Source organism: Polaromonas sp. P4_F6, from assembly GCF_056401275.1.
On sequence record NZ_JBFUJQ010000003.1, the window covers coordinates 305,975 to 328,870 of the forward strand.

Genomic DNA, 22,896 nt, shown 5'->3' on the forward strand with positions numbered 1-22,896 from the left:
TCCTGCTGGTTGAGGGATGGGCTTAACGGGGAACGATCTTGACGTCGTTGAGTTTTTCCTGCGCTTCAAAAAGAGAGGCGATCAGCTTGTCGCCGAAACCGGCATTGCTGGCCTGTATCAGGCTCTGGTGCGCGGCTTCACCCATCAGGCTGCTGACGGGCAGCATCTCGGCCAGGTGGGTGTAGTAGCGCAGGTCCTTCTGCGCATTGGCGATGCCGAACTTGAAGCCGGTGACGTCGCCTTCTTTCAAGGTCTTGGTCGCCATCATCTGGAAGATGCCGCAGTTCACGCCGCCGGCCGAGATCACGTCATAAAGGCGGTTGAGGTCCAGCCCGCTTTTGGCCGCGACCGCGAAGGCCTCGGCAATCGAGGCCGCAAAGCTCATGGCCATCATGTTGTTGACCAGCTTGAGCACATGGCCGTGGCCGGGCGGGCCGACATGGAAGATGTTTTCGCAAAAGGCCTTGAGCACCGGCTCCAGCGCCCTGAAGTCCTCAGGCTCGGCGCCCACCATGGTGTTGAGCCGGCCCTCCTCGGCCTCCTTGGGCGTGCGCGCCAGCGGCGCATCGACCAGCTTGATGCCTTTGGCCGCGAGGTCCTTGCGTATGCGCGTGCTGGAGGCCGGCTCGGCCGTGGAGGTGTCGACCACGATCAGGCCCTCGCGGCCGCTGCCCAGCAGGCCGTCCTTGCCGTAGACGATGTCCTCGACCTGGGGCGAGCCGGTGACGCAGATAAACACGATGTCCGAAGCCTGCGCGCATTCGGCATTGGTTTTGGCTTCCTTGGCGCCGGCGGCGATGAGGTCGGCCAGATTGTCGCGCTTGCGGTTGACCTTGAAGGTCAGGCCAAAGCCCTTGGCCAGCAGGTTTTTGGCCATGCCGTGGCCCATCATGCCTATGCCGATAAATCCGATTCGGGGTGTCATGTCTTGTCTCCGTCTTGTTCGTTGTGTTGCTTGTGTTCAGTTCACGGGCTCAAACTCGCGAGCCTGCTTGCCTGTGCGCGCCTGGTCCCAGAGCGCGATCAGCCGCGCATAACGCTCGGCAATGTCCTGGACCACCGCCGCGTCATCCATGGCGCCGGCAAACCAGCCGTTCGCGGCATCGGCAAAGATGGAGCGCCCGACCGCGAAGCCGCGGCAAATCGCATGCGGCGCCGCGATGCGAAAGCTCTGGTCCAGTTTTTCCTCGCTGGCTTCCAGGCCCAGCACCAGCACGCCGCGGCAATGCGGGTCGTGCTGCCTCAGCACGGCCGCGATCTTTTCCCAGCCGGCCGCGCTCACGGCGGGCGGCAGCTTCCACCAGTCGGGAAAAATGCCGGCCTGGTAAATCTGCGCGAGCGCCAGCGGCACCGTGTCCTCGTCGGCCGCCATGTCCTTGGGCGGGATGACCTCGATCAGGAATTCGTGAAAACTGTCCACGCTGGCGCGCTGCAGGTCGGCCAGGCTGGCCAGCTGGCTCTCGCGCAAGGCCGCGGGGTCTTGCGGGTGGTAGCTCACCAGGCATTTGGCGACATGCTCGCCGGGCCAGGTCCGCATGGCCGCGCCCAGGCCGGCGCCGGCTTCAAACCGCAGCGGGCGCGAGCCCGGCAGCTCGACGGGCCGCGCCACCCACCAGCCTTTGCCGGTCACCGCAGGAAGCACGCCTTCGCCGAAACGTCCGTCGACAATCACGCCAACCCCAGCGCGCCGGCCCGCGCCGCGTCGCGCGCCCTCGGCGATCAGGGATTTAAACAAGGGAATGCGCTCCATGCCCGCGCCGTGGCGCGCAGCCAGCTCTTCCAGCTGCATGCGGTGGTCAAAGGCCAGGATGACCAGCTCTTCCCAGCGCCGCGTGCGCGTGCTGGCGCGGTGCAAATGCTCGAGCCGCGCGTCTTCACGCAGGCGGCGCGTGGTGGAGCCGTGCGCCAGAAAAAACTGCAGTTCTTCCCAGCTCGCCATGGCCGGCGCGCAGCCGTGGCGCGAGACCACCAGCGCGCCGCAGGCATTGGCATAGGCGCAGCAGCGAGCCAGCGGCTCGCCCGGTATCCAGCCGCGCAGAAAGCCCGACATAAAGGCATCGCCCGCGCCCAGCACGTTGTAGACGTCGACCGGAAAGCCGGGGCCCTGCAAACCCTTTTCGAGCGAATCGGGAATCGCGCCGTCGAACACCACGCAGCCCATGGGGCCGCGCTTGACGACCAGCGTGCCGGCCGTCAATTCACGCAGGCGGCGCAGGGCGGTGAGCGTGTCGGTGCTGCCGCCGGCGATATGGATTTCCTCCTCGGTGCCGACCACCAGGTCGCAATGGCCGATGACGGTCTGCAGGTGCGCGCTGACCTCGCCCGAAGGCACAAAGCGCTGCTCACCCATGCCGGGGCTGGTCAGGCCCCAGAGCACGGGGCGGTAGTCGATGTCCAGCACCACACGTGTGCCGGCGGCCTTGGCCAGCGCCATGGCGCGGGTGCAGCTTTCATAGGTAAGCGGCTGCGACAGGTGCGTGCCCGAAATCAGCAGCGCCTTGGCCGAGGCGATAAAGGCCGCGTCGAAGTCCTCGGGGCTGATCGCCATGTCGGCGCAGTTGTCGCGGTAAAAAACCAGCGGGAAGGTGTCGCGGTCCTGTATGCCCAGGAACACCAGCGCGGTCAGGCGCTTGGGGTCGGTGGTCACATGGCTGACGTCCACGCCCTCGGCCGCCAGGGTTTCGCGCACAAAACGGCCGTTGTGCTCGTCGCCCACGCGGGTCAGCATGGCGGGCTTGAGGCCCAGGCGCGCCACGCCCACGGCGGTGTTGGCCGGCGAGCCGCCCAGGTATTTGCTGAAGCTCTGCATGTCTTCGAGGCGGCCGCCTATCTGCTCGCCGTACAGGTCGACGGCGGCGCGGCCCACGCAGATCAGGTCCAGCGGGCGGTTCATGCGGCCCTCTTGCGCGCCGGCTTGGCGGCCGGTTTGCCCTTGGTTTTGGGCGCGCCCTGTTCGGCCAGCTGGTGGCCAGTGCTGACCACCAGCGCCTGCGCCAGGCACAGCGGCGCGACCAGCGAGCGAAAGGGCTTGGACGAATCGTCGGCCAGCTCCAGGCAGACCTGGGCATGCGCCTTGAGCGGCGAGAGCGGGCCGTCGGTGATGGCGATCACCGAGGCGCCCAGCCTGGCCGCTTCCGCCGTAGCGGCGATCACCTCGGGCGAATAGTTGCGAAAGCTCGCGGCGATCAGCACGTCGCCGGGCGCGATGGAGCGCAGGCTTTCGCGCAGCATGCCGCCGGTGCCGTCCAGCAAATGGGTGCGCAGCTCGAGCTGGCTCAGCGCATAGGCGAGGTAGCCCGCCACCGGGAAAGCGCGGCGCTGCGCCAGCACATGGATGCGCGGCGCCGAGGCCATGAGTTTGACGGCGGCCTTCAGGTCGGCCTGGGCAATGCTTTCTTCCAGGTGGCCCAGTTCGGCCACCGACTCGCCCACCAGCTGGTGCAGCACGCCAGCCGGCGCGCGCTCGCCATTGAGCTGCTTGCGGCGCAGCTGGTCTATGCGCTCGCGGTAGCTGTCGGAGCGCTCCAGCAGGTGGCCGCGAAACACCTGCTGCATTTCGGAAAAGCCGCCGTAGCCCAGCGCATTGGCGAAGCGGATCATGGCCGAGGGCTGGACCTCGGTGGCTTCGGCCACCGTGGCTACCGTGCCCAGGGCCAGCTCGTTGGGCTGCTCCAGCGCGAAGCGCGCGATGCGCTGCAGCTGCTTGGACATGTCCGGGTAGGTCCGGCCTATCAGCGCCTTGAGTTCTTCGTAGTTCGTTGCAGAGTCCATGGGTTCTTGCCGCCTGGGAAATGCGATGGGCCTGGTTGGCTTGCATCGCGTCAATTTAGAATAAATGTTCTTGCTTATTTAAATAATAGAATTTATATTCTGTTTTGTCCAGCGTCTTTTTTTCGACCGCTTTTTCCTTCCCCCAAGAAAACCCAGAGAGACAAGGCTCCCATGCAACTCGCTTCCGGCCGCGCGCCGCTGATTCCCTTGCCCATGCTTGCCACGCTGCTGGTGCTGCTGTCCACGCCGCTGTGGGTGGGCCGCGTCGGGCTCTACCAGTACCTGGCCCTGGAAATCATGATCTGGGTGCTGTTCGCGCTGGGCTACAACCTGCTGCTGGGCTTCACCGGCCTGCCCTCTTTCGGGCACGGCGCTTTTTTCGGCGCGGGCGCTTACGCCTTCGGCCTGCTGCAGCTCAGGGTCTGGCCCAACCTTTGGTTCGACCTGGCCGGCGCAGTGCTGGTCACGGCGGCGCTGGGCGCGCTGGTGGCGCTGTTCATCTCGCACCGGCGCGGCATTTATTACGCGCTGCTCACCATCGCCTTCGGCCAGGTGTTCTGGTTTGTCGCCAACAAATGGCATACCGTCACCGGCGGCGAGGACGGGCTGCTCAACATCAAGCGCCTGCCGGCCGACTTCGGCTTTGTGTCTTTCAACCTGACGGGCAACAACGCCCTCTTCTTCTTTTGCCTGGCGCTGTTCGCGGGGGCGCTGCTGGGCCTGTGGCGGCTGATCCATTCGCCGCTGGGCCGCATCTTCAGCGCCATCAAGCAGAACGAAACGCGCGCGGCCTTTGTGGGCTACAACGTCTGGCTCTATAAATGGCTGGCCTTCACGATCTCCACCGCAGTGGCGGGCTTGGCCGGCGCGCTGTTCGCCATGGCGCAGCAGTCGGCCTACCCCAACGTCATGAGCCTGCACAACTCGGGTTTTGTGGTGATGATGGTGCTGATAGGCGGCGGCCTCGTGAGCTTCTGGGGCCCTGTCATAGGCGCGACCTTCTTTATCCTGGCGCGCGACCTGCTGGGCGCCTACACCGAGACCTGGCTGCTCTGGTACGGCCTGGTCTTTATGGCCATGGTGCTGTTCAAGCCCGAAGGCATTGCCGGCGCATGGCAGGCCTGGAAGGCCAGGCCGCGGCGCGCGATCGCCGCCAAGACCGCACCGGCCGGGGGTGCGCTGTGAAGCTCTTTGAGGCTAGCGGCCTGTCCAAACGTTTCGGCGCCCAGGTGGTGCTGCAAGACATCACGCTGAGCTTTGAAGAAGGCCAGCTGAACGGCATCATGGGGCCCAACGGCGCGGGCAAGACCACCTGCTTCAATGTTCTGACGGGCCGCTACAAGCCCGACCGCGGCCGCGTGACCTTTGCGGGCGAGGACATCACGGGCCTCTCGCCGCGCGAGATCGCGCGCAAAGGCGTGTCGCGCTCCTTCCAGATCATGAATTTGTTCGACAGCTATACCGCGCTGGACAACGTGCTGGTGGCCACGCCGCATGTGCGCAGGCAAGGCTTTAACCCCTGGCGCGACCTGGGCGCCGACGACACGGCGCAGCAGCTGGCTGCCGCCATTCTTGAGCGCGTGGGCCTCAAGGGCAAGGAGCGCACACTGGCCAGCAGCCTGTCTTACGGCGAGCGGCGCGCGCTGGAAATTGGCGTCGCGCTGGCGGCCGAGCCGCGCATGCTGTTCCTGGACGAACCCACCGCCGGCCTGGGCGCCGAAGGCACGGCGCGCCTGATGGAGCTGGTGAAAGAACTCAAGCGCCAGCTGACCATTGTGATCATCGAACACGACATGAACTTCCTCTTCAAGCTCGCCGACCAGATCTCGGTCATCCACTGGGGCCAGGTCATCAGCCAGGGCACGCCCGACCAATTGCGCGAGAACGAATGGGTGCGCCGCTCCAACCTGGGGGCGCTGGCATGAGCGCCGTCCTCCAACCCGCCATCCACACCGTTGCGCAGCAGCAGGACATGCTGGCCGTGGAGCGCATAGACACCTTCTACGGCGAAACGCAGGTGCTGTTCGACGTGTCGCTCAAAGTCGGCGCGGGCGAAGTGGTGGCACTGCTGGGCCCCAACGGCGCGGGCAAGACCACGCTGCTGCGCTCGGTACTGGGCCTGACACCGCCGCGCAAGGGCAGCATCGCGTTTGATGCGCGCGACATCACGCGTATGCCCACGCACGAGATCGCCAAGGCCGGCCTAGGCTGGGTGCCCGACGACCGCCGCATCTTCCCGACGCTCACGGTGGCGCGCAACCTGGCCATCGCGCGCAAGGCTACGCGCTTTCGCAAGTGGAACGAGAAAGAGTGTTTTGAAATCTTCAGCGCGCTCGAATACCTGATGCACCGCGAGTGCGAAAACCTCTCGGGCGGCGAGATGCAGATGGTGGCGATCTCGCGCGCGCTGCTGGGCTCGCCCGGCCTGGTGTTGTTCGACGAGCCCAGCCAGGGCCTGGCGCCCAAGGTGGTGCAGGACGTGATGAAGACCATCAGCCGGCTCAAGGCCGAAGGCATCGCGGTGCTGGTGGTCGAGCAGAACGTGCAAAGCGCGCTGGCGGTGGCCGACCGCGCCTATGTGATGAACCAGGGTGTGATCGTCCACCAGGGCCCCGCGGCCGAATTGCGCAACAACGCCGCCTTGTGCCGGCAGCTTTTGGGAGTCTGAGCCAGCATGAGCAGCCATCCACTGTTACGCGTCGAGAACGTCGCCAAGCAATACCAGCGCGGCGTGTTCCGCAAGACCACCACGTTTTCACTGAACGCCGACTTTGAAGTTGACAAGCCCTGCGTGGTCGGTGTCATGGGCCCCAACGGCTCGGGCAAGACCACGCTGTTCGAACTCATCACCGGCAGCAACCTGCCCAGCGCGGGCCGCGTGCTGGTGAACGGCCAGGACATCCACCAGGTGCGCACACGCGAGCGCGACCGGCTGGCCATTCACTACCACCAGTCCTACCAGGTGCGCTCCTTCCAGAAAACCAGGCCCGACTTCATGCTGGCGCATGCGCAAAGCGACTCGCCGCTGGTGCATTTGTTTGACGAGCCGCAGTTCAACACCCAGGACGGCTACATCGGCTTCATGCTGGACTTCTTCGCCAGGCTCAAGGCCAAGGGCCGGCTGGTGTTTTTATGCCTGCACCCCAACGAGCCCTACCACGTGGACATCCTGCGGCAATGCTGCGAGCGTTTCATCTTTGTGCAAAAAGGCGCGGTCAGCGAGGCGCCTGACTTCGACACGCTGGCGCGCGATGAGAAGGTCAGGGCCTACCTGGGAGCGCTGGCGCCGGCGCTGGCCTAGAACCTGTTCTCAGATCAGGCTGTGTTTTCTGGCCCGGTAGGCCAGCTTGGCGCGCGTGGTGCCCAGCCGCCGCGCCGCCGCCGAGAGGTTGCCCTGGCAGGCGGAGATCGCGCGTTCCAGCGTGTCGCGCTCGGTTTGTTCCAGGGATTGCGGCGAAGCGCCGGCGGCCGTCAGCACGGGATGGGCGCAGGCCGGCGCGCCCTCGAAGTTCAGGGTGCCCGAGCTACCCTGCAGCCTCAAGGTCATGACCTCTGCGCTCAGGGTTTCGCCGCCGGTGAACAAATGGTGCACGTCGATCAGGCCGTCGGCATCGGCCATGATCACGGCGCGCTCAATCAGGTTCTGCAGTTCGCGGATGTTGCCGGGAAAGTCGTAGTTCAGCAGGGTGCGCACCGAGGCCTGGGTGAAGCCGCCGGTGTTGCAGCCGTGCTTGCGCCGGTAGTGGTTCAGGAAATGGTTCATCAGCAGCGGAATGTCGTCGCGCCGCTCGCGCAGCGGCGGCAGGTGGATGGGAAACACATTGAGCCGGAAGAACAGGTCCTCGCGAAAGCGCCCATCGCGCACGGCCTGGCGCAAATCCTCATTGGTGGCGGCCACCACACGTACATCCACCGCGATGCCGCGCGTGCCGCCCACGCGCTCGACCTCGCCCTCCTGCAAGGCGCGCAGCAGCTTGCCCTGGGCGACAAAACTCAGCATGCCGATTTCATCGAGGAACAGGGTGCCGCCGCTGGCGCGCTCAAAGCGGCCCGGCCGCGAATGGCTGGCGCCGGTGTAGGCGCCGCGCTCCACGCCGAAGAGCTCGGACTCGATCAGCGTCTCAGGGATGGCCGCGCAGTTCACCGCGACAAAAGGCTGGTCCTTGCGCGGGCTGATCCTGTGCAACATGCTGGCGAATTTTTCCTTGCCGACGCCGGACTCGCCCGTGAACAGCACGGTGGCCGAGGTGCGCGCCACGCGGCTGAGCTGATGGCAGGCCGCGTTAAAGGCCGATGAGGCCCCGACCATGGCGTCGCCGGCCGGCGCCTCGCTGGGCGCCAGGTCGGCCGGGCCGCTTTCGCTGCGCGCGTAGGCCGCGGTGTCGACAAACTCCCTGGCGTTCAGGTAGCGCATGTCTTCCTCGATGTTGTCCCACTTGTCGGCGGACTTGCCGACCACCCGGCATTGCGCATGGCCCATGGAGCGGCACATGGTTTCGCGGAACACGATGAGCCGGCCGAACAGCGTGCTGACATAACCCGTGGCGTAACCCACCTGCATCCAGCAGGCCGGCGAGCCGCCTATGCCGTAGGCGGCGATGTGCTCGTCGTCCTCGCTGGAGTTGTGCCAGATGAATTCGCCCTCATAGCCGCTGGTGTCAGGATCGTAGGTCACGCTGACCAGCTCCACCTTCACCACGCCCTCGAGCGCATGCAGGCGCGTGCCGGCCATGGCGGCCGCCGGCGGGTCGGCATCGGGCCAGTGCTTGCGCACGAGCTGCGCGTCGCGGGCGCCGCTGACATAACCGGCGCGGGTGAACAGGCCGCGCGCCTTTTCAATGCCCAGGCTGTCGACCATCTCACGGCGCATGGAACCCAGCGCCTCGGTATGCAGCAGCACCATGCGCTGGTCCTGCAGCCAGATGCGCCCGTCGCCCGGCGAAAAGAACAGGCATTCGCTGATGTCGGCGATGGTCGGATGCGTATCGCCGCCTATGTGGGTGCTGGCAAAACCGCCCAGGGCCTTGGCCACCGACGCGCTGTCGAAGCTGCCCAGCGCGACGCCGGTGGCCCGGGCCACTTCGGCCAGGGAAATGCGGTCTGAGACACCCATGGCGTTTGTCCTTGGATTGATCAAATGGTGAAAAGTAGTTTTACTTTATAACTATTTGATCAAAAGTTCCCTCAGGGCTTTCCATGTGCTGCGCCGCAGCAATCGGACCTAGGGTATGTCCCGGTTTTCCCAGTGAAAAACCGCTTGCCGCAACGCCGCAAGCGGGCCCCGGCACGCGCCGTTGGTACATGCATTGCGATACAGCAGCACGACGCGCCGATGTGGCGAGCTGATCAAACAACCGTGAGGACAAAAGCAAATGGGTGTATCCGACGCGAAGGCATTTCTGGATTTTTCCGCGCTGGCGAGCGCGCCGCTGGGCGGCGGCAAACGCGACGTGGTCGAGCCCGCGACCGGCAAGGTGATGTGCACCGTGGGCATCGCCAACGCGGCGGATGTGGCCGCGGCCACGCGGGCCGCGGCGGCCGCGCAAAAGCCCTGGGCCGCCCTGCCCCCGCGCGAGAAGGCCGAGGTCTTTCGCCGCGCCGGCGCGCTGTTCCAGCAGCACTTCGACGAGCTCGCGCTGTATGCGACACGCGAAACCGGCGGCATCCTGCCCAAGGGCCAGCATGAGATCCGCGAGGCCATCACGATTTGCCACCTGGCCGCCGCCATGCCGCTGCAACCCCAGGGCCATGTGCTGCCCAGCGTGCCGGGGCGCACCAGCATTGCCCGCCGCGTGCCGCACGGCGTGGTGGGCGTGATCTCGCCGTTCAACTTCCCGCTGATCCTGACGCTGCGCGCCGTGGCGCCGGCGCTGGCCGCAGGCAATGCCGTGGTGATCAAGCCCGACACCCGCACGCCGGTGACCGGCGGCCTGATGATCGCGCGCATTTTTGCGGAGGCCGGCCTGCCCAAGGACTTGCTGCAGGTCCTGCCCGGCGACGCCGAAGCCGGCGAGGCTTTGGTGACCGACCCGCTGGTGCCCATGATCGCCTTCACCGGCTCGCCCGCCGTGGGCAGGCGCATAGGCGAACTCGCGGGCAAGCACCTCAAGAAGGTGTCGCTGGAGCTGGGCGGCGCGAACTCGCTGATCATCCTGGACGACGCCGACCTGGACATCGCCGCGAGCAACGCCGCCTGGGCCGCCTACCTGCACCAGGGCCAGATCTGCATGGCCGCCAACCGCATCCTGGTGCATGAAAGCATCGCCGCGCCCTTGCTGCAGCGCCTGGTCGCCAAGGCCACGCACCTGCCGGTCGGCGACGGCGCCACCGGCCTGGTCGCGCTGGGGCCGCTGATCGACGCGCGCCAGCGCGACCGCGTGCATGCCATCGTGCAGGACAGCATCAAGGCCGGCGCGAAGCTCGAAGCCGGCGGCACCCACGACGGCCTCTTCTACAAGCCGACGGTGCTGTCCGGCGTCAGGCCCGGCATGCGCGTGTTCGACGAGGAGACCTTTGGCCCGGTGGCCAACATCGTCAGCTTCGGCAGCGACGAAGAAGCGGTGGCGCTGGCCAACAACAACACCGGCAGCCTGGCCTGCGCGGTGATTTCGCGCTCCGTGGGACGCGCCATGGCGGTGGGCCAGCAGCTCAAGGCCGGCATGGTCCACATCAACGACCAGACCGTGAACGACGACTGCGTCAATCCCTTCGGCGGCCCCGGCATCGCGGGCAACGGCACCAGCGTGGGCGGCCCGGCCGACTGGGAGGAATACACGCAGTGGCAGTGGATGACCATCAAGGACACCGCGCCCATGTTCCCGTTCTGAACCGGACCTTCAGCCCACGACTTCACCACTTCAAGGAGAGCTTCATGAATCCCCACATCCCGGAGGCCTTATGAGCCTTATGAGCCTGCAAGGCAAAACCATCGTCATCACCGGCACCTCGTCGGGCATAGGCGCCGAGACCGCCAGGCTGGCGCGCCTTCAGGGCGCCCGTGTCATCGGCATGGACCGCAACGACCCCAGCCTGACGCTGGACGGCTTTGTCAAGGCCGACCTCGGCACGGCCGAGGCCATAGACGCCGCCGTGGCCCAGCTGCCGGCCCAGGTCGATGCGCTGTGCAACATCGCCGGCGTGCCGGGCACGGCAGACGGCGAGCTGGTGGCCCGCGTGAACTACCTGGGCCTGCGGCACCTGACGGAAAAAGTGCTGGCGCGCATGCCGCGCGGCGGCAGCATCGTTAACGTGGCTTCCATCCTCGGGGTCGAATGGCCGCAGCGCCTGGCCCTGCACAAGGAGCTGGCCGCCGCCAAGGGCTTTGAAGCCGGCGCCGCCTGGCTGCGCGCCCACCCGGTGCCGCAAACGACCTGCTACCAGTACTTCAAGGAAGCACTGATCGTCTGGAACGCCGTGCAGTCGCAGGAGTGGTTCCTGGGCAAAGGCGTGCGCATGAACTGCGTGGCACCCGGCCCGGTGTTCACGCCCATCCTGGGCGACTTCGTGGCCATGCTGGGCCAGGAGCGCGTCCAGGCCGATGCCCACCGCATGCTGCGCCCCGGCTTTGCCGACGAGATCGCGCCGGTGGTGGCCTGGCTGTGCGGCGACGCCGCGCGCTGGGTCAGCGGCGCCAACATCCCCGTCGACGGCGGCCTGGCCTCTACCTACATCTGACACCGATACGCCCGCAGGCAACCGACCACCACCACACCCACGACACCACGACAACCAACACACATAACGAGGAGACAAAAATCATGACGAAGCGATTCACCCCCTTCAGGCTCAGCACGCTGGCCCTGACCTGCGGCCTGGCCTGCGCGCTGCCGGCCCATGCCTTCGAGCTGGACTCAAGCGACCCGGACACCAAGATACGGCTGGACTTCACGCCCAAGTACAGCCTGGCCTGGCGGCTCAAGGATCCGTCGGCGCTGCTGACCTCGCCGGCGGCCCGCGGCGACGGCGGCGTGACCAACGAGAACGACGGCGACCTCAACTTCAAGAAGGGCCTGATCTCCAACCGCGCCGACCTGCTCACCGAGTTCGACTACAGCCGCAGCAACTGGGGCCTGCGCATCAGCCACTCGGCCTGGTACGACTCGCAGTACCTGCGCGCCAATGCCAACGACGGCACGGCCGGCGTCAGCAACTTCGCGGGCCAGCCCGTGAACCAGTTCGTGCCCGCGACCCGGGACCAGCACGGCCGCGGCGACGAATTCCTCGACGCCTTTGTCTGGGGCAAGGGCTCCATCGGCAGCATGCCGGCCTCGATACGCGTGGGCAAACATGCGCTGCAGTACGGCGAGAGTGTGTTCTTCGGCCAGAACGGTATCGCCAACGCGCAGGGCCCGGTGGACATCGCCAAAATCGTCTCGGTGCCCAACTGGCAGTTCAAGGAAGTGCTGCTGCCGGTGGAGCAGATCTCGGGCACGCTGCAGGTGGCCGAAGGCCTGACGCTGGGCGGCTACTACCAGCTCAAGTGGCGGCCCAGCAAGATCCCCGGGGTCGGCAGCTATTTCTCCAACCAGGACTACATCGGCGGCGGCCGCGTCTACCTGGGCGGGCCGGTGCTGCCCACCGACACCAGCCGTGACCAGAAGCCGGGCGACAGCGGCCAGTTCGGCGCACAGCTGCGCTGGGCACCGGCCGGCAGCAACTATGAGTTCGGCCTGTACGCGGCGCGCTACAACGACAAGACCCCGGCCGTGCCGGTGTTCGACCTGATCAACGGCAATGTGCACAACGTCTATGCCAAGGGCATCAAGACCGTGGGCGCCAGCGTCACCTCGTCCATAGGCCAGCTCAACTGGGCACTCGAAGGCTCGCTGCGCAGCAACGCGCCGCTGGCCAGCGACCCGGCCGTGCTGGGCGGTGCGCCCTTCATGCCGCCGGCCAACTGCGACGGCTCGCCCGCCAACCCCTGCTATGCGACCGGCAGGACGGCGCACATCAACCTGTCGGGCATTTATGTGCTCAACAAGTCCAGCCTGTGGGACGGCGGCGCCCTGGTGGCGGAGCTGGCCTGGAACCGGCTGCTGAGCGTGACAAAGAACCCCAGTGCCGTCGGCTTCGGCGGGCTGGACCCGAATGCCACGCGCGACGCCACGGCTTTCCGCATGATTTTTGAGCCCCAGTACTTCCAGGTGCTGCCCGGCCTGGACCTGTCTATCCCGCTGGGCCTGGGCTACAACTTCGGCGGCCGCTCCTCCGCCGTCATCAACTTCGCCGGTGGCGCCAGCAAGGCGGGCGATGTGAGCATAGGCATCAAAGGCAAATACCAGAACGTCTGGAACTTCGCGCTGAACTACACGGCCTTCTTCGGCAAGGAAAACACCTTGACCGTGACCGACCCGAGCACGCCCACCCGCATGCTGTCTTACGGCCAGAGCCTGAAAGACCGCAACTACGTTTCCTTCACCGCTTCCCGTACTTTCTAAAAACCATTCCAGAGACAAACATCATGAAGCAGACCGCAAAACACTCCTTGCTCATGGCAGCCCTGCTGGCCGGCGCCATGTCCGCCCAGGCCGCCGTCACCGCCGAAGAAGCCGCCAAACTCAAATCCACCCTGACTCCCATGGGCGCCGAAAAAGCCGGCAACAAGGACGGCAGCATCCCGCCCTGGGAAGGGGGCCTGACCAAGGCCACGCCAGGCTACAAGAACGGCGATGCGCGGCCCGACCTCTACCCCAGCGAAAAACCCCTCCTGTCGATCAACGCCAAGAACATGGCACAGCATGCCGACAAGCTGACCGAGGGCGTACAGGCGCTGATGAAGAAGTACCCCGACTTCCGCATCGACGTCTACCCCACGCACCGCACCGCGGCCGCGCCGCAGTTTGTGTACGACAACACCTTCAAGAACGCCACCCGGGCCAAGACGATTGAAGGCGGCTACGGCATGGAAGGCGCTTTCGGCGGCACGCCCTTCCCCATCCCCAAGGACGGCTATGAAGCCATGTGGAACCAGCGCACGGCCTGGCGCGGCGGCAACTTCGCCATGCCCATGCGCGTGTGGGTGGTGACCTCCGACGGCAAGCGCACCATGGCCTCCGGCGGCACACAGACCATACGCCAGGCCTTTTACGACAAGGACGGCAGCGCCGAGAAGTTCGACGGCTACTACCAGTACGGCAAGCTGGTGGTCAACGCGCCAGGCTCCAAGGCGGGCGAGGCCATCCTGGCGCTCGACGGCGTGTCGGAAGCCGCGCCGCGCGGCCTGTGGCAGTACCTGGTGGGCCAGCGCCGCGTGCGCAAGGCGCCTTCGGTGGCCTACGACACACCCGACTCGGTGACCTCCGGTATAGGCCTGTTCGACGAAGCCTTCACGCTGTTCGGACCCATCGACAAGCACGAGCTCAAGCTGGTGGGCAAGAAGGAAATCTACATCCCCTACAACAACAACCGCGCCGCCTCCGCGAAGATCGAGGACCTGGTGACGCCCAACACGCTGAACCCCGCGCAGGTGCGCTGGGAGCTGCACCGCGTCTGGGAAGTCGAGGCCACGCTGGCGGCCGGCAAGCGCCACGTGGTGCCCAAGCGCAAGTACTACATCGACGAGGATTCGTGGCAGATCGCGCTGTTCGACGGCTGGGACGCCAAGGGCCAGCTCTGGCGCACCAACTACGCGCTGATGCTGACGGCGCCGGACATCCCTGCGGTGAGCAATGTCGTGCTGTGGGGCGGCTATGACATGCAGACCGGCGCCTACTACCTGAACATGGCCTCCAACGAGTTGCCCAAGCAGTACGAGGTACAGCCGCCGATTCCGCGCTCCTTCTTCAGCGCCGAGTCCCTCTCCAGCGAAGGCGCGCGCTGATGGCCGCAGTCACGCGCCGGCAGGCCGCCCTGGCGGGCCTGCTGGGCGGCGCTGCGGCGATGCTTCCCGCATGGGCGGCCAGCGTGCCGGCCGTGCTGTCGCAAGCCGCCCTGATCACCCCCAAGGCACTGGGCGCGGCCACGCTGGCCGTGGCGCGGGCCGGCGACCGGCTGGTGGCCGTCGGCGAGCGCGGCACGGTGCTGCTGTCGGACGACCACGGCGCGAGCTGGCGGCAGGCACAGGTGCCGGTGCAGGCCAGCCTGACGGCCGTGTGTTTTGCCGACGCGCGCACCGGCTGGGCCGCCGGCCACCTGGGCGTCATCCTGCGCAGCGACGACGCCGGCGCCACTTGGCACAAGCAGCTTGACGGCGTGCAGGCGGCGGAACTCGCGAAGCAGGCCGCGCAGCGCACGGGCGACGACGCCGCCATCGCGCAGGCCCAGCGCCTGGTGGAAGAAGGTGCGGACAAACCGTTTTTTGACCTGGAATTCATGGACGCGCAGCGCGGCTTTGCCGTCGGCGCCTACAACCTGATGTTCGCCACCACGGACGGCGGCAAGAGCTGGACGGCGCTGGGGCCGCGGCTGCCGAATCCGAAAAGCCTGCACCTCTACGGCGTGCGCGCCCGCGGACGCACGCTGGTGGTTGCCGGCGAGCAGGGCCTGCTGCTGCGCTCCAGCGACGGCGGCGCCAGCTTCAGCGCGCTTACCTCGCCCTACAAGGGCAGTTTTTTCGGCCTGCTGCAAACACGCGGCGGCGCACTGGTGGCCTACGGCCTGCGCGGCACGGCCTGGCGCTCCATCGATGAGGGGCAGCACTGGGACAAGCTGGACACCGGTGTGCCCATGGCCGTCGGCGCCGGCCTGGCTTTGCCGGACGGCGGCTTTGTGCTGCTGAGCCAGGCCGGTGATGCCTTGCTGGGCGCCGAGAACGGGCCCGCCCTCAAGCGAATCCCGGCGCGCGAAGCCGTGCCGGTCTCCGGCGCCGCGCTGGCCGCCGATGGCGCCCTGGTGCTGGCCAGCCTGCGCGGCATGCGGCGCGTGCAACTGCCTGCCCATTGAAAAAAGACAGCCACCTCAAAGCCATGCACGCCGATTCCTCCTCCGCTTCCTCTCCTGATCTCCAGCCCGCTCAACCCGTCGTTGCGCGGCTGGAGGATTTCGACACGCGCTCGGGCACCCTGCTCGAGCGCGTCTTTTTTAATCACCGGCCCTGGGTCATGGCCGTCTGCGTGCTACTCACCCTGCTGCTGGGCTGGCAGGCGACCAAGCTGCGGCTCAACGCGAGCTTTGAAAAAACCATTCCCACAGGCCACCCCTACATCGTCAACTACCTGGCCCACAAGGCCGACCTGGGCGGGCAGGCCAATGCGCTGCGGCTGGTGGTGGAAGCGCGCCAGGGCACCATCTTCGACAAGGCCTACCTCGACGCGTTGCAGAAGATCAATGACGAGATCTTTTTGCTGCCCGGCGTGGACCGGCCTTTCATGAAATCGCTGTGGACCTCCAACACCCGCTGGGTGGCGGTGACAGAGGAAGGCCTGGACGGCGGGCCGGTGATCCCCGATGCCTATGACGGTTCGCCCGCCAGCCTGGCCGGGCTGCGCGCCAACGTCGAGCGTTCGGGCGAGATCGGCCAGCTGGTGGCGGGCGACTTCAAGTCCAGCATCGTGTTTGTGCCCCTGCTGGACCGCAACCCCGAGACCGGCCAGGCGCTGGACTACGGCGAGCTGTCGCGCCAGATCGAGGCCTTGCGCGCCAAGTACGGCAGCGACACGCTGCAGATCCGCGTGACCGGTTTTGCGAAAGTGGTGGGCGACCTGATCGAGGGCCTGCACCAGGTGCTGCTGTTTTTCCTGCTGGCCCTGGCGATCACCACGGTGGTGCTCTACGGCTACACGCGCTGCAAGCGCAGCACCGCGCTGGTGGTGGCCTGCTCGCTGGTGGCGGTGGTCTGGCAATTCGGCCTGCTGGCGCTGCTGGGCTACGAGCTGGACCCTTATTCGGTGCTGGTGCCCTTTCTGGTGTTCGCCATCGGTATGAGCCACGGCGCGCAGAAGATGAACGGCATCATGCAGGACATAGGCCGCGGCACGCACCGCGTGGTGGCCGCGCGCTACACCTTCCGGCGCCTTTTCGTCGCCGGCCTGACCGCCCTGCTCTGCGATGCCGTGGGCTTCGCGGTGCTGGTCATCATTCAGATCAAGGTCATCCAGGACCTGGCGCTGATCGCCAGCATAGGCGTGGCGGTGCTGATCTTCAGCAACCTGGTGCTACTGCCCATCCTTTTGTCCTATGCGGGCGTGGCGCCGGCCGCCGCGGCGCGCAGCCTGCGCCAGGAAACTGCGCAGGGGACGCAACGTTCGTGGCTATGGGCCTTGCTCGATCACTTCACGCAAAAACGCTGGGCCACAGCGGCGGTTGTCGTTGCCGCTCTCATGGCTGCGAGCGGCTATGCCGTGAGCCTGCACCTCAAGATCGGCGACCTGGACCCGGGCGCCTCCGAGCTGCGACCGGGCTCGCGCTACAACCAGGACAACGCCTACCAGATCACCCACTATGCGGCCAGCGCCGACATCCTGACGGTGATGGTGACCACGCCTGCCGACAAATGCACGGCCTATGAAACCCTGGCCAAGGTGGACGCACTGGCCTGGCGGCTTGAGCAGTTGCCCGGCGTGGAGTCCACCAATTCCATGGCCGCGCTGTCCAAGCTGGCCATGGTGGGCTACAACGAAGGCAACTTCAAATGGTTTGAGCTGCTGCCCAACGAAGGCGCGCTGGGCGGCGTGCAGACGCGCGCACCACGCGAGCTCTTCAACCAGAGCTGCTCCTTCCTGGCCCTCTATGTTTACCTGAAAGACCACAAGGCCGAAACGCTGGCCGGCGTGGTGGACGGCGTGGAGCGCTTCGCGGCCGTCAACAACACGCCCGAGGTCAGCTTCAAGCTCGCGGCGGGCAGCGCCGGCATCGCGGCCGCCACCAACATCGTGGTGGGCAAGGCCATGCGCGAAATGCTGCTGTGGGTGTATGCGGCCGTGGTGATCCTGTGCTGGATCACCTTCCGCTCCTGGCGCGCGGTGGTGGTGGCGGTGCTGCCGCTGGTGCTGACCTCCATCCTGTGCGAGGCGCTGATGGTGGGCCTGGGCATGGGGGTCAAGGTTGCCACCTTGCCGGTCATCGCGCTGGGTGTGGGCATAGGCGTGGACTACGCGCTGTATGTGCTCAGCATCACGCTGGCCCGCATGCGCGAAGGCGCCAGCCTGTCCGACGCCTACCACCATGCGCTGCAGTTCACCGGCCGCGTGGTGCTGCTCACCGGCATCACGCTGGCGCTGGCCGTGGGCACCTGGGCTTTTTCGCCGATCAAGTTCCAGGCCGACATGGGCATTCTGCTGGCCTTTATGTTTGTGTGGAACATGGTGGGGGCGCTGGTGCTGCTGCCGGCGCTGGCCTACTTCCTGCTGCGGCCGGCCCCGGCCTTCTCGAGCCCCCAGCCGGCCGGCGCGGGTGTGCCGGCATGAGCCGGCGCACACTGCTGGCCGCGGCGATGCTGCTCAGCGCCTGCATGGCAAGCCGGGCCGCGCCCGAGCCCATCGTGATTGGGCAATCGCTGCCGCTGACCGGCGCGGGCTTTCCGGTCGCCAACCGCGTGCTGGCCGGCGCCCGCGCGCATGTGGAACGCGTCAATGCGTCGGGCGGCATCCTCGGGCGGCCCGTGGAGCTGGTGACGCTGGACGACGGCGGCGACAGCCGGCGTGTGGCCGCCAACCTGCGCACCCTGGTGCGCCAGCACAAGGCGGCACTCATCGTGAACTGCCTGGGCGAGCGGGCCTGCCTGGAGGCGGCCCAGGCCACGCGCGAGCTGCGTGTGCCGCTTGTCGGCCCCACGTCGGGCGCGCTGGCCCTCCGCGCGCCCGAGGTTCGCCATGTGTTCAGCCTGCGGCCGGACGATGCCAGGGAGGCCGAGGCACTGGTGCGCCAGCTGGCATCGATCGGCGTTTCAAAGGTGGTGCTGCTGGCCGATGACTCCGAGCCGGCGCGCACCGAGGCCTTGACGGCGGCTTTACAGGGCAAGGGCCGGCAGCTCACACGCATCACGACCGACACGCGCCTGGAGACCATCGACAAGGCCTTCCAGGACATCGCGAAAGCCGCGCCGCAGGCCCTGGTGCTGAACCTGGGCAACGAGGTGCTCGATGCGCTGGGCCGGCTGCCGGCCTCGGCCTATGACAGCGCGCCGTCCACCGTCGCCACCCTGTCGACGGCGGGGCTCACGCAGCTGACGCGGCTGTTTCGCAACCGGCTGGTGGGCTACACCAGCGTGGTGCCGAATCCCGAGGTGGCCCGCTTGCCCATCGTGCGCGAACTCGAGCGCGATGCCGACGCCTTCATAGGCCCCGAGGCGCTGACCTTCGAGGGCCTGGAGTCCTACCTGAACCTGCGCGTCTGCACCGAGGCCTTGCGCCGTGCCGGCCCGCGCGCCGACGGCCAGCGACTGGGCGAGGCGATGGAGAGCCTGGGCGCGCTGGACCTGGGCGGCGTCAGGCTCTTGTTTGGAAGAGAGCGGCACCACGCCTCGGACCATGTCGAGATCGGCATGCGGGCACGCGACGGCAAGCTGCTCAGATAACCCCCCGAAGCGCCTGCGGCGCCTCCCCCCCAGGGGGCGCCACCTGCGGCCCGGCAAAGCCGGTTCCGCGCTGGCCCTTGTACTGCAACTGTGAACTGCGAAGGACTGTAATGACCACACCTGCCATCCCCACCGTGCTCGACACGGCACCTATGGACCCCGCCCTGGCCGGCTTTCTGGCCCAGGCCGCCGCGCAAGGCAACCCGCCGCTGGAAAGCCTGCCCCCCGCCATCGCGCGGCAGGTGTACCGCGAACTGGCCGACACCTTGGGCCTGCCGGCCCCGGCCATAGGCAAGGTGAGTGACAGCAGCATTGCCGGGCCGGGCGGCCCGCTGAGCCTGCGCGTCTACAGCCCCAACACCACCGGCCCCTGGCCCGTGCTGCTGTATGCGCATGGGGGCGGTTTTGTGATCGGCGACCTGGAGACCCATGACAAGGTCTGCCGCACGCTGTGCTACCACGCCGGCATGCTGGTGGTGGCGGTGGACTACCGACTGGCGCCCGAGCACCCTTTCCCTGCCGCGCCGGACGACGTCGAGGCCGCCTTGCGCTGGGTGCTCGCGAACGCTGCCGCGCTGGGCGGTGATGCGAGCCGTATCGCGGTGGCCGGTGACAGCGCCGGTGCGCAGCTGGCGCTGGTGGCGGCACGCCGCGTGAAGGCCGGGGCCGTGCGCGCCCTGGGCCTGATCTACCCGGTGGCGCAACACCCCGACCGGCCCAGCGCGTCTTACCCCGAGAACGAAGGCAAGTTCCTCAGCATGGGCGTGATGCAATGGTTTATGGCCAGCTACCTCGGCAAGCAGACGGATGCACACAAGCATCCCGACTTTGCCCTGCTCGATTCAGGCGGCCTGGAAGATCTGCCCGCGACCTGGGTGGCGACCATGGGCCATGACCCGCTGCGAGACGAAGGGCACGCCCTCGCGCAGCGCGTGGCTGCGGCGGGCGTAGAGGTGGCGCACCGGCACTACCCCGAGGCCATTCATGCATGCATCCATTTCACGGCGGTGTCGCCCGTGGGCTTGCGGGTCATGGTGGACCTGGCGCAATGGTTGCGCTCGCGGGTGTGAGGCTTCCCCGGTTCAAGCCTGTGGAGCAGTCCCGGCACGCCGGCGCGCAAAGTCCACATACCAGTCCAGGCAAGCGGGGTTGGCCATGGCGTCGCGGTTCACGACTTTCTCGAGCGGCTGGCCCAGCAGGAGCTTCTTGATCGGCAGCTCCTGCTTTTTGCCCGAGAGCGTGCGCGGGATTTCGGGCACGGCAAAGATTTCGTTGGGCACAAAACGCGGCGACAGTGCGGTCTTGACGGCCTGGTTGAGTTTGGCCTTCATGGCCTCGTCGAGTTTGTGGCCGGGGCGCAGCACCACAAAGAGCGGCATATAACTTTCGCGGCCCAGGTATTCGAGGTCGACCACCATGGAGTCCAGCACCTCGGGCAGGGCCTCGATGGCGCTGTACAGCTCGCTGGTGCCCATGCGCAGGCCGTGGCGGTTGATGGTGGCATCGCTGCGGCCGTAGATGATGCAGCTGCCCGAACGCGTGACCTTGAGCCAGTCGCCGTGGCGCCAGACGCCGGGGTAGGTGTCGAAGTAGCTGGCCAGATAACGTTGATTGTCCTTGTCGCCCACGAAATACAGCGGCATGGAGGGCAAGGGCTGGGTGCAGACCAGTTCGCCGACTTCGTCGACCACGGACTCGCCCTTGTCGTTCCAGGCCTCGACGGCACAGCCCAGGATGCGGCATTGCATTTCGCCGGGCACCACGGGCAGCTCGCGATTGCCGCCTATGAAGGCCGCAGCGAAGTCCGTGCCGCCCGAGATATTGCACCACCAGATATCGGGGTTTCCCATCTTCGCGAACTGCGCAGTGCCCCAGCGCTGCGTGTCTTCGCTCAGCGGTGAGCCCGTCGTGCCCAGGGTGCGCAAGCGGCTCAGGTCCCCGCATTGCGCGATGTCTATGCCCGCCTTCATGCAGTTGGCAAAAAAGGCCGCACCCGCACCGAAGAAGGTTGCACCGGTGTTCGCGACAAAACGCCACAGCGTGGTCCAGTCGGGCTTGTCCTTGTTCGTGCCGGCCGGGTTGCCGTCGTAAATGCAGCAGGTGGTGCCGTTGAGCAGGCTGGCAGCCTGCACATTCCACATGATCCAGCCCGTGGAGCTGTACCAGTGAAAGCGCTCGGGATTCGCCGGATCGGCATGGCTGGGCGCCAGGTCGTTGTGCAGGCGCAGCAGCGCCAGCCCCACCAGGGCCACACCGCCGTGGCCGTGGACGATGGGCTTGGGCAGGCCGGTGGTCCCGCTGGAGTAAACAATCCACAGCGGATGGTCAAAGGGCAGCCAGCGCGGTTCGAAGGCCACGGTTTGTTCATCGTTGCGTGCGACGGCCTGCGCGAAGCTCGCATGGCCCGGCGGCAGGCCGGAGGACGGGAGGATCTCGTGGATCAGCACATGCGTGACGCTGGGCAGCGCCGCGGCCAGCTCGGCCACCGCCTCATCGCGCGCCATGTCGCGCCCGCCGTAGTGCACGCCGTTGCAGGCGATCAGCACCTTGGGCGCTATCTGGCGAAAGCGGTCCAGCACGGCGGGCGTGCCCATGTCGGGCGCGCAGACGCTCCAGACGGCGCCCAGGCTGACCGCCGCGAGAAAAGCGACCATGGTCTCGGGCGTATTGGGCAGGTAGGCGGCCACGCGGTCGCCGGGCTGAACGCCCTGCGCCTTGAGGTACAAGGCCAGCGAGGCCGACTGCCGGCGCAGCTCGGCCCAGCCCAGTTGACGCGCTGGCTCGCCCCTGGCCAGGCTGGCTTCGCCATGGCTCAGGATGGCAGGCACACCGGCCGCCTCGGCCGCGGCCACATGGCGAAACACCTGCCGCGCGTAATTGCCCTGCGCGCCGGGAAACCATTCGGCGCCCGGCATGGCGCGCCGGCCCAGCACGGCGGTGTGCGGCGTGGGTGACTGGACTTCAAAGTAATCCCAGATGCTTTGCCAGAAGGCATCGATGTCAGTCACCGACCAGCGCCACAAAGCTTCGTAGTTGTCGAATGACAGGCCGCGTGTGGCCTGCAGCCAGTTCTGGTAGTGGCGTATCTGGAACATGGGCACAACCATAAACCAAGTCGGGCGGAAGCGGCCAGCCGCGAAGGGGCCGTGGCGTATATTGGCTGGCGGCCACATGCCGCCCCACGCCAGAAAGTATTGATTGACCGACCCAGCCTGGACGATTCACTGCGACGGCAGCGCCGTACCCAACCCCGGCCGCATGGGCCTGGGCGCGGTGCTCACGGCGCCCGACGGCACACGCCACACGCTGTCCACCCTGGCGGAGGGCCGGGGCTGCAACAACGAGGCTGAACTGCGCGCGCTGATGGCAGCGCTGCAGGAGGCCAGGCAGCGCGGGGCGACCACGCTGCTGATCCACTGCGACAACAGCGTGGTCGTGGAACAACTCGCGGGAACCGCCCTTGAGCCTTTTTTGCGCCTGGCCCCGCTGTTTGGCGAAGTCCGCGCTATGCTGCGGTCTTTCATGGCGGCGCGGCTGGTGTGGATACCACGCCACCGCAACCGTGAGGCCGATGCACTGGCCAGGGCGGCCGTGGGGCTGCTGCCCAAGAGCCCGGCCGCGGCGCGCAAACGCCGGGCCTGAGCCAGGCGCCCCAAAAACCAGTCTCCAGGCAG

Annotated in this window: 18 protein-coding genes; 13 read left to right on the top strand and 5 right to left on the bottom strand. The window is 66.9% G+C overall.

Annotated features, from left to right (window positions below; translation table 11 throughout):
* Nucleotides 1–22 precede the first annotated feature (22 nt).
* From AC1DUN_RS10875 to AC1DUN_RS10885, 3 genes are read right to left on the bottom strand one after another with little or no spacing between them, the layout of a single operon-like run.
* On the bottom strand, nucleotides 23–925 hold the full coding sequence (locus AC1DUN_RS10875) for an NAD(P)-dependent oxidoreductase (protein WP_477713947.1): 903 nt from the start codon (nucleotides 923–925) through the stop codon (nucleotides 23–25).
* Between the two features lie 36 nt (nucleotides 926–961).
* Nucleotides 962–2,893 carry a bifunctional 5-dehydro-2-deoxygluconokinase/5-dehydro-2-deoxyphosphogluconate aldolase gene (locus AC1DUN_RS10880; RefSeq protein WP_477713948.1) on the bottom strand — a complete coding sequence of 644 codons (1,932 nt, stop codon included), beginning with the start codon at nucleotides 2,891–2,893 and terminating at the stop codon, nucleotides 962–964.
* The gene (locus AC1DUN_RS10885) at nucleotides 2,890–3,771 is read right to left on the bottom strand and encodes a MurR/RpiR family transcriptional regulator (RefSeq protein WP_477713949.1); all 882 of its coding nucleotides are present in this window, start codon (nucleotides 3,769–3,771) and stop codon (nucleotides 2,890–2,892) included. The genes AC1DUN_RS10880 and AC1DUN_RS10885 overlap by 4 nt, the downstream gene beginning before the upstream one ends.
* Nucleotides 3,772–3,942: 171 nt before the next feature.
* On the opposite strand from AC1DUN_RS10885, the gene AC1DUN_RS10890 reads away from it, so the two are divergent.
* The 4 genes from AC1DUN_RS10890 to AC1DUN_RS10905 are packed head-to-tail and all read left to right on the top strand — an operon-like array spanning nucleotide 3,943 to nucleotide 7,072.
* Nucleotides 3,943–4,956 (top strand): branched-chain amino acid ABC transporter permease, encoded by a 1,014-nt coding sequence (locus tag AC1DUN_RS10890; RefSeq protein WP_477713950.1) that lies wholly within the window; start codon nucleotides 3,943–3,945, stop codon nucleotides 4,954–4,956.
* Nucleotides 4,953–5,696, top strand: a complete 744-nt coding sequence (locus AC1DUN_RS10895) for an ABC transporter ATP-binding protein (protein ID WP_477713951.1) — start codon at nucleotides 4,953–4,955, stop codon at nucleotides 5,694–5,696. The genes AC1DUN_RS10890 and AC1DUN_RS10895 overlap by 4 nt, the downstream gene beginning before the upstream one ends.
* Nucleotides 5,693–6,439 (top strand): ABC transporter ATP-binding protein, encoded by a 747-nt coding sequence (locus AC1DUN_RS10900; protein ID WP_477713952.1) that lies wholly within the window; start codon nucleotides 5,693–5,695, stop codon nucleotides 6,437–6,439. Before AC1DUN_RS10895 ends, AC1DUN_RS10900 begins: the two co-directional genes overlap by 4 nt.
* A gap of 6 nt (nucleotides 6,440–6,445) precedes the next feature.
* Nucleotides 6,446–7,072, top strand: a complete 627-nt coding sequence (locus tag AC1DUN_RS10905) for an ATP-binding cassette domain-containing protein (RefSeq protein WP_477713953.1) — start codon at nucleotides 6,446–6,448, stop codon at nucleotides 7,070–7,072.
* Nucleotides 7,073–7,081: 9 nt separating this feature from the next.
* On the opposite strand, the gene AC1DUN_RS10910 is transcribed toward AC1DUN_RS10905, so the two are convergent.
* A complete protein-coding gene (locus AC1DUN_RS10910) occupies nucleotides 7,082–8,884 on the bottom strand; it encodes a sigma 54-interacting transcriptional regulator (RefSeq protein WP_477713954.1) in 1,803 nt (600 codons plus the stop codon).
* A gap of 259 nt (nucleotides 8,885–9,143) precedes the next feature.
* On the opposite strand from AC1DUN_RS10910, the gene AC1DUN_RS10915 reads away from it, so the two are divergent.
* The 8 genes from AC1DUN_RS10915 (at nucleotide 9,144) to AC1DUN_RS10950 (ending at nucleotide 20,292) form a co-directional block, all read left to right on the top strand.
* Nucleotides 9,144–10,598, top strand: a complete 1,455-nt coding sequence (locus tag AC1DUN_RS10915; RefSeq protein WP_477713955.1) for a benzaldehyde dehydrogenase — start codon at nucleotides 9,144–9,146, stop codon at nucleotides 10,596–10,598.
* A gap of 79 nt (nucleotides 10,599–10,677) precedes the next feature.
* A complete protein-coding gene (locus AC1DUN_RS10920) occupies nucleotides 10,678–11,445 on the top strand; it encodes a coniferyl-alcohol dehydrogenase (protein WP_477714095.1) in 768 nt (255 codons plus the stop codon).
* An 83-nt stretch (nucleotides 11,446–11,528) separates the two neighbouring features.
* Complete coding sequence (locus AC1DUN_RS10925; RefSeq protein ID WP_477713956.1) at nucleotides 11,529–13,208, top strand: DUF1302 domain-containing protein; 1,680 nt, start codon at nucleotides 11,529–11,531, stop codon at nucleotides 13,206–13,208.
* A gap of 23 nt (nucleotides 13,209–13,231) precedes the next feature.
* Nucleotides 13,232–14,590: a DUF1329 domain-containing protein gene (locus tag AC1DUN_RS10930; RefSeq protein ID WP_477713957.1), complete on the top strand. Its 1,359-nt coding sequence runs from the start codon at nucleotides 13,232–13,234 to the stop codon at nucleotides 14,588–14,590.
* The gene (locus AC1DUN_RS10935) at nucleotides 14,590–15,651 is read left to right on the top strand and encodes a WD40/YVTN/BNR-like repeat-containing protein (protein ID WP_477713958.1); all 1,062 of its coding nucleotides are present in this window, start codon (nucleotides 14,590–14,592) and stop codon (nucleotides 15,649–15,651) included. The genes AC1DUN_RS10930 and AC1DUN_RS10935 overlap by 1 nt, the downstream gene beginning before the upstream one ends.
* 23 nt (nucleotides 15,652–15,674) lie before the next feature.
* On the top strand, nucleotides 15,675–18,113 hold the full coding sequence (locus tag AC1DUN_RS10940) for an efflux RND transporter permease subunit (RefSeq protein WP_477713959.1): 2,439 nt from the start codon (nucleotides 15,675–15,677) through the stop codon (nucleotides 18,111–18,113).
* Nucleotides 18,110–19,222, top strand: coding sequence for an ABC transporter substrate-binding protein (locus AC1DUN_RS10945; RefSeq protein ID WP_477713960.1), 1,113 nt, complete (start codon nucleotides 18,110–18,112; stop codon nucleotides 19,220–19,222). Before AC1DUN_RS10940 ends, AC1DUN_RS10945 begins: the two co-directional genes overlap by 4 nt.
* 110 nt (nucleotides 19,223–19,332) lie before the next feature.
* Nucleotides 19,333–20,292: an alpha/beta hydrolase gene (locus AC1DUN_RS10950; RefSeq protein ID WP_477713961.1), complete on the top strand. Its 960-nt coding sequence runs from the start codon at nucleotides 19,333–19,335 to the stop codon at nucleotides 20,290–20,292.
* A gap of 12 nt (nucleotides 20,293–20,304) precedes the next feature.
* Here the strand turns inward: AC1DUN_RS10950 and AC1DUN_RS10955 are convergent, their stop codons facing one another.
* The gene (locus AC1DUN_RS10955; RefSeq protein ID WP_477713962.1) at nucleotides 20,305–22,329 is read right to left on the bottom strand and encodes an acetoacetate--CoA ligase; all 2,025 of its coding nucleotides are present in this window, start codon (nucleotides 22,327–22,329) and stop codon (nucleotides 20,305–20,307) included.
* Between the two features lie 91 nt (nucleotides 22,330–22,420).
* Between AC1DUN_RS10955 and AC1DUN_RS10960 the strand changes: the two genes are divergently transcribed.
* Nucleotides 22,421–22,864, top strand: a complete 444-nt coding sequence (locus AC1DUN_RS10960; protein ID WP_477713963.1) for a ribonuclease HI family protein — start codon at nucleotides 22,421–22,423, stop codon at nucleotides 22,862–22,864.
* Nucleotides 22,865–22,896: the final 32 nt, after the last annotated feature.